A 7,154-nucleotide genomic window follows, 5' to 3' on the forward strand; every position below is an offset into this window, starting at 1 on the left:
CCTAGCCACCGACCTCGCCGCGACCGTGCTGGCCATGCCGGTCGCGCTGTTCCCGGTGCTCAACCAGGAGCGCTTCGGCGGCGACCCGCGCACGCTCGGGCTGTTCCTGTCCGCGATCGCGGTGGGCGGGCTGCTCGCCGGCGTCACGTCCGGTCCCGTCACCCGGGCGGCCCGGCCGGGACTGGTCGGTCTCGTCACCGCGGGCGTGTGGGGCCTCGCCCTGGCCGGGTTCGGTCTCGTGTCCGGTCTGGTGCCGACGCTGGCGTTCCTGGCCGTGGCCGGGGCCGCGGACACCATCTCCGTGATCTCCCGCGGCGCGCTGGTCCAGCTCGCCACACCGGACCCGTTCCGGGGGCGCGTGACGTCGGTCGAGTACGTCGTCGGTGCAGGTGGGCCGGGTATCGGCGACGCGCGGGCCGGTGCGGTGGCCGGCCTGTTCTCGGCGTCGACGGCGGCTGTGAGCGGCGGGCTCGCCTGCGTCGCCGTGGTGGCCGGCCTCGCCGTCGCCAGCCCCGCCCTGCGCCGGTGGCGGATCCCGGACCGAACCTCGTGAGCGGCGACCGTCGTCGCCGACGGTGCCCGGGCCCTGATCGATTTCTGTGGTCATGTCCGGGCCACCGATGGCCCGGACATGACCACACACCTCGATCATCGACGCCCGCAGCCGACCGAACCGGTCAGAGCAGGCTGCGGGCCTCCGCGAAGTGGCACGCCACCGGGTGCCCGGTACCGCGGTCGCTGAGCTCGGGCTCCTCGTCGGTGCACCGAGACTGCTGCGATGCGCTGAGCTCGGCCGCGAACTTCGGGCAGCGCGTGCGGAACCGGCAGCCACTCGGCGGGTTCGCCGGGCTCGGCAGGTCACCGACCACGGTGATCCGTTCCCGGGCGCGCTCACGCCGCGGGTCCGGCAGCGGGATCGCCGAGATCAGCGCGTGCGTGTACGGGTGCGCGGGCGCGTTGAACAGCTGCTCGGCCGGGCCCGTCTCGACGATCTTCCCCAGGTACATCACGGCGATCCGGTCCGCGATGTGGCGCACCACGGACAGGTCGTGCGAGACGAACAGGTAGGACAGCCCCAGCTCGGCCTGCAGCTCCTGCAGCAGGTTCAGCACGCCGGCCTGGATGGACACGTCCAGCGCCGAGACCGGCTCGTCGAGCACCAACAGCTTCGGGCGCAGGGCCAGCGCGCGGGCGATGCCGATGCGCTGGCGCTGCCCACCGGAGAACTCGTGCGGGTACCGGTTGCCGTGCTCGGGCTTGAGCCCGACCGTCTTCATCAGGTCGCGCACCTGCTGGCGCCCGCCGGCGTCGTAGAGGCCGTGGATGCGCAGCGGCTCGGCGATCAACTCGCTGACCGGCATCCGCGGGTCCAGCGACGCGTACGGGTCCTGGAAGACGAGCTGCATCTCCCGGCGCAGCGCGCGCATGTCCTTGGCGCTGGTCGAGGTCAGCTCGCGGTCGCCGAACCGGACCTCGCCCGAGGTGGCCGGGATCAGGTTCAGCGCCACCCGGGCCGTCGTCGACTTCCCGCAGCCGGACTCGCCGACCAGGCCCAGGGTCTCGCCCTCGGCCAGCTCGAACGACACGTCGCAGACCGCGTGCACCTCGCCGACCGTGCGGCGCAGCAGGCCCCCGCCGCGGACCGGGAAGTGCTTGACGAGGTTGCGCGCCGAGAGCAGCGTCCGGGTCCCCGCGGCGGTCGGTCCTGTCGTCGTGCTCATGCCTGCCCCTCCGCAGCCTGGACGAACTCACCGAGAGCGTCGGCGTCGACGGTCGCGGTGTCGAACACCTCGTCCGGGCGCGCGCCGGAGACCTCCGACGAGTGGTGGCACGCCGCGCGGTGGTCGGTCCCGACCGACTCCAGTACCGGCTCCGTGTCGTCGCACTCGGGCGTGGACAGCGGGCACCGCGGCGAGAACGGGCACCCCGGCGGCATGTTCACCACCGACGGCGGCGACCCCGGGATGGGCGTCAGCCGCTCGGACTGCTGGTCGAGCCGCGGCAGGCTGCCCAGCAGACCCAGCGTGTACGGCATCCGCGGGGTGTAGAAGATGTCCTCCACCGAGCCGACCTCGACCAGCTTGCCCGCGTACATCACCATCACCCGGTCGGCCTGCCCGGCGATCACGCCGAGGTCGTGGGTGATCAGCACCATCGCCGCGCCGGTCTCCTGCTGGGCGGCCTTGAGCGCGTCCAGGATCTGCGCCTGCACCGTGACGTCCAGTGCGGTCGTCGGCTCGTCGGCGATGATCACGTCCGGGTCGTTGGCCATCGCGATCGCGATCACCACGCGCTGGCGCATCCCGCCGGAGAGCTCGTGCGGGTAGGACGAGACCCGCTGCTCCGGGTTCGGGATCCGGACCGTGCGCAGCAGCTCGACGGCACGCTCGAGCGCCTGGGCCTTCGTGACGTCGCGGTGCGCGCGGACCGCCTCGGCGATCTGCGCCCCGACCGTGTAGACGGGGTTCAGCGACGTCATCGGGTCCTGGAAGATCATCGCGATCCGGTCGCCGCGGATCCCGTTGAGCTGCTGCTCGGACAGCGTCAGCAGGTCCTGCCCGTCGAAGGTGATCGAGCCGGTGATCTGTGCGGTGTTCGGGAGCAGACCCATCACGGCCATCGAGGTGACGGACTTGCCGGAGCCGGACTCGCCGACGATCCCGAGGATCTCGCCGCGGCGCAGCGCGTAGTCCACGCCGCGCACGGCCCGGACCGCACCGTCCGAGCTCGGGAACGAGACGTTGAGGCCGGACACCTCCAGCACGGTGTCTGTGGTGGGGCTCGGGGCGGGGCTCACTGGCGCACCTTCGTCTGCTGCGGGTCGAACGCGTCACGGAGGCCGTCGCCGATGAAGTTGATCGTGAGCGCGATGATGATGATGAACAGGCCGGGGAAGTAGAACAGCCACGGCCGGGTGGTCAGCGCCGTCTGGGCCTCGCTGACCAGCAGACCGAGCGAGGTGTCCGGGTTCTGCACGCCGAACCCGAGGTACGACAGCGCCGTCTCCAGCAGGATCGCCAGCGCGACCAGGATCGTCAGGTTGACCAGGATCGAGCCCAGGGCGTTCGGCACCAGGTGGCGCAGGATGATCCGGGTGTTCGTGGCGCCCAGCGCGCGGGCCGCCTCGATGTACTCCTTCTCCCGCAGCGAGAGCACCACGCCGCGGGCCACCCGCGACACGTACGCCCAGTACAGACCCGCGATCACGAACGCGATCAGGTACCAGGTGCCACCGAAGTTGTGCCCCAGCATCGCCGCCACCGCGACGAGCGGCAGCGTCAGCACCAGGTCCGCGATCCGCATCATCACCGTGTCGATCCGCCCGCCGAAGAATCCGGCGATCGAGCCCCACAGCGTCCCGATGGCCGTCGCGAACAGCGTCACGACCACCGAGACCTGCAGCGAGATCCGCGTTCCGCCGAGCACCTGGGCGAGCTGGTCCTTGCCGACCGCATCGGTGCCGAACGGGTGGTCCAGCGACGGAGGCACCGAGTTGTCCGGCGTGATCTCGCCGACGTCGTACTTCCACAGCGCCCCGCCCACATAGGCGAGAAGGACGAGAAGGACGAGCACGACGAGGCTGATCATGGCGGCGCGGTGTTGCAGGAACCGCCGAAACACCAGCTGGGTCTGGCTGCGCTCGGCGACGGTGAACTCGCGGTCCACCGGCGCGGCGCCGGGGGTCTGCGCAAGCTGTGCCTGGTCGGTGAGCGTCGTGGACGTGCGGGGCTCAGGCATACCGGATCCTGGGGTCGAGGACGCCGTAGAGCAGGTCGGCGATGAGGTTGAACACGATCACCACGACGGCCGCTACGAGCAGCCACGACGTCAGCGCGTAGACGTCGCTGGTCTGGATCGAGGTGAGCAGGAGGTCACCCAGTCCCTTCCACTGGAACACCCGCTCGGTGACCACCGCGCCTCCGATGATCGACGCGATGTCCAGCGCGGTCACGGTGGTCAGCGGGATCAGCGCCGTACGCAGCGCGTGCTTGACCATCACCGTTCGCCGGGGCAGCCCCTTGGCCCGGGCCAGCCGGACGTAGTCGGAGTTCAGCGTCTCCAACATGGAGGCCCGGACGAACCGGCTCCAGGCCGCGTACGAGATCAGGGCGAGCGCGATGGTCGGCAGGACCAGGTGCCCTGCGATGTCGACGAGGTTGGCCCAGAACCCCTTCGGCGCCGGGACCGACGACGACCCGATGGTGTAGATCGCCTGGGTTCCGACGGCCCCGTTGAACTCGATCCCGCCCTGCTTGAGCAGGATCGCGAGCCAGAACGACGGCATCGCCAGGAACAGGAACCCGAGGAAGGTCGCGGCGTAGTCGGACTTGCTGTACTGCTTCACCGCCGTGATCACACCGACCACGACCGAGAGCAGCAGGGCGATCACCATGGCAAGCACGACCAGCCGGATGGTGATCCAGAACCGGCCGGCCAGCTGGTCGCCGATCACCTGGGTGGACACGACCGACGGGCCGAAGTCACCACGGAACAGCCCGCCCAGCCACGACAGGTAGCGCGGGACCAGTGCCTGGTCGAGGTGTAGTCGCGCGGTCTCGGCGGCGATCACGCTGGGCGGCGGGGGCGGGTTCTTGGCCAGCAACGGGCCGAGCGGGTCGGCGGAGTACGTGGCCAAGGCGAAGACGATGAACGAGGCGACCAGGAGGATCGGTACGGAGATCACGATCCGTCGCAGGGCGAAGGCGAGCATGGGCACTTCCGACTCGTGGTGGGAGGGGGTCCGGGCGCGCTCGTGGCGTGCGCCGGGCCAGTGGAGCGGTGTGGCTGTCGGTCGGGTCGACCGGGGTCAGCTTCCGGCCTTGAGGCCCCACTCGGACACGTTGTAGCTCGGTCCGTCGAGAGTGGAGTTGTTCCGCACGTTCGCCACCGTGTCCTGCGCCGCGATCAGTGTCGGCTTCTGGTAGAGCGGGAGCTCGTAGGCGTCGTCGAGGATGATCTTGTCAGCCTCCTGGAGCTTCGCCGTGGCCGCCGCGACGTCGGTGGAGGCCGCCGCCTCGTTGATGATCTGGTCGGTCTTCGGGTTGGTGTACTTGCCGTAGTTCGACCCGGACGTCGACAGGAACGTCTGCTGGGCGTTCTGGAACGGGAACGGCGTGAACACCCACGCGAAGTTCATGACGTCGTAGTCGCCCGAGGTCAGCGTGGTGCCGAGGTCGTCGGTCGGCTGCACCGTGACGTTCACCCCGAGCTGCTTGGCGTACTGGGCGAACAGCTCGCACTGGTTCTGGCGCACCGCGTTGCCCACCGTGTAGCGGATGCGCAGGGCCGGGACGGCCTGCTTGTTCGGTGCCACCAGAGCGGTCCCGACGCCGGTGTAGCCGGCCTGGGTGAGGATCTGCTTGGCCCGCTCGATGTCACCGCTGCCCACCGGGCTGGTGCCCAGGTTGTCCTGGTAGCCCTCCTGGCCGGGAACGAACATCAGGCTGTTCAGCGGCTTGACCTCGGGGTTGAACTGGCCGACCGTCTTGGCGATCACGTCCTGCCGGTTCACCGCGGTGAACAGCGCCTGGCGCAGTGCCTTGTCCTTGAGGAACGGGTTCTTCAGGTTCATGTCGAAGTGCTCCCAGGACAGCCCGAGGCCCTGGGACTGAGAGGCGTTCGGGATCTGGCGCAGCTGGGAGACGATGTCCACCTGTGGCTGCGGGTAGATCACCTGCACCTCGTTGTTCTGCAGGGCGATCGGCTCCTGGGTGGCGTCGGTGATCACCCGGAAGATCAGCTGGTCGAGCTTGGGCTTGGTCGCGCCGTACCACTTCGGGTTCGGCACGAACGTCAGCGCGACGTTGTCCTGCCAGTTCGCGACCTTGTAGGGGCCGCCGGTGTAGGTCGGCACGTTCTTGCCCAGCCAGTCGAACGACGAGGCGAGCCCGGCCGGGGTGTTCAGGTCACCGTGCTTGGCGGCGATGTGCGCCGGGTAGAGCGGTGCACCGGAGCTGAAGAAGGCCCGCCAGTCGGTGTAGGGCTTGGCCAGCGTGACGGTCACCGTCTTGCCGTTGTCCGACCCCGTGACGTTCGAGATCGAGTCGTACCCGCCGTTGCCGGCGTTGCCGCAGTCCGGGCACTGGGTGGGGTTCTGCACCTTCCAGTTGTAGGCGAAGTCGGCGGCCGAGATCGGCGTGCCGTCGTCCCACGCTGCCTCGGGCTTGATCTTGTACACCAGCGTGGTGGGGGTTGTCTGATCCGCCGAGACCATCAGGTCGGTGTTCAGGTTCATCTTCAGGTCCGGGCTGGACACGAAGGCGTAGGGCAGGAACGCCTTGCTCACGATCCCCGTCTCGAGCACGTTGCCCTCGGAGGAGAGAACGTTCCAGTTCGGGATGTTCTTCTCGATCGCGAACGAGAGCTGTCCACCTTGCTGCACCTGATCGGCCGGGACCGCGGCACAGTTGTTCGGGTTGGCCGCGCAGTCGGCGTAGGCACCGGTGTCGGTCGCGCTGCCGCCCTCACCTCCCTCACCGCCCCCACCGCACGCACTGAGCAGCAGCGCTGCTGCTCCGACCACCGCGGTGACCGCGGTTCCCCTCCATGGCCTCATCTGGGCTCGGACCTCTCAGCTCATTGGGCGCTCGGTGCGGCGCCCGTTCAGGACTCGGGCGAGTTCCTGGATGTACCGCCGGGTAACCCGCCCCGACGCACGCTAGGAATTTCGTCCCCCCATCGCGATACCCGCGGGCGATCGTGACCAAAGGGTGACCGACGATCGACGTAACGGGGTCTCGTCCGTACGCGAGGGTAACAACGGGTGATTCATGCGTATACGGACGAAAGGAGACCGGAACACCCGCGTAACCGAGTTGATCAGCGGTCGGGACGCTCCGGCTCGGCCCAGCGCTGCGCGCCGGTGAACGGGCCGGTGGGCAACGGCCCGGGCGAGACCCGGGTGGCGACGTCGGTGGCCGGGGTGCTCACCACGAGGCCCTGCGACTGGTAGAGCGGCAGCGCAGGCAGCTGCCTCCACAGGATCCGCTCGGCCTCGGCCACCGTGGCCGGGTCGGCGGGACCGGCCCGGAGCTGGTCGAGCAGCGGCTGCAGCGCCGGGAAGCAGGACGACGCGGGCGAGTCCGCCGGGACGCCCGGAGCGGGGCAGCCGTAGTCGGAGTCCAGCCGCGGGCCGACCGCACCGGTGACGGCGC

Annotated in this window: 6 protein-coding genes and 1 pseudogene; 1 reads left to right on the top strand and 6 read right to left on the bottom strand. The window is 69.7% G+C overall.

The features are described 5' to 3' along the window. Window positions 1-553, top strand: a 553-nt coding sequence (locus I4I78_RS27740; protein ID WP_218614451.1) for an MFS transporter, incomplete at its 5' end; no start/stop codon positions are given. 124 nt (window positions 554-677) lie between these two features. On the opposite strand, the gene I4I78_RS27745 is transcribed toward I4I78_RS27740, so the two are convergent. The 6 genes and pseudogenes from I4I78_RS27745 to I4I78_RS27770 all read right to left on the bottom strand — a co-directional run. Then, entirely contained in the window at window positions 678-1,721 is a 1,044-nt protein-coding gene (locus tag I4I78_RS27745) for an ABC transporter ATP-binding protein (RefSeq protein WP_218614452.1), read from the bottom strand. After that, the gene (locus tag I4I78_RS27750; RefSeq protein WP_218614453.1) at window positions 1,718-2,797 is read right to left on the bottom strand and encodes an ABC transporter ATP-binding protein; all 1,080 of its coding nucleotides are present in this window, start codon (window positions 2,795-2,797) and stop codon (window positions 1,718-1,720) included. Before I4I78_RS27750 ends, I4I78_RS27745 begins: the two co-directional genes overlap by 4 nt. Next, on the bottom strand, window positions 2,794-3,738 hold the full coding sequence (locus I4I78_RS27755; protein ID WP_218614454.1) for an ABC transporter permease: 945 nt from the start codon (window positions 3,736-3,738) through the stop codon (window positions 2,794-2,796). The genes I4I78_RS27750 and I4I78_RS27755 overlap by 4 nt, the downstream gene beginning before the upstream one ends. Continuing rightward, a complete protein-coding gene (locus I4I78_RS27760) occupies window positions 3,731-4,711 on the bottom strand; it encodes an ABC transporter permease (RefSeq protein WP_218614455.1) in 981 nt (326 codons plus the stop codon). The genes I4I78_RS27755 and I4I78_RS27760 overlap by 8 nt, the downstream gene beginning before the upstream one ends. A gap of 96 nt (window positions 4,712-4,807) precedes the next feature. Beyond that, window positions 4,808-6,556: an ABC transporter family substrate-binding protein gene (locus I4I78_RS27765; RefSeq protein WP_218614456.1), complete on the bottom strand. Its 1,749-nt coding sequence runs from the start codon at window positions 6,554-6,556 to the stop codon at window positions 4,808-4,810. A gap of 263 nt (window positions 6,557-6,819) precedes the next feature. Continuing rightward, a pseudogene (locus I4I78_RS27770) lies at window positions 6,820-7,154 on the bottom strand (ABC transporter substrate-binding protein); the annotation flags it as partial.

The sequence above is a fragment of the Pseudonocardia sp. KRD291 genome (assembly GCF_019263595.1).
Lineage (GTDB): Bacteria > Actinomycetota > Actinomycetes > Mycobacteriales > Pseudonocardiaceae > Pseudonocardia.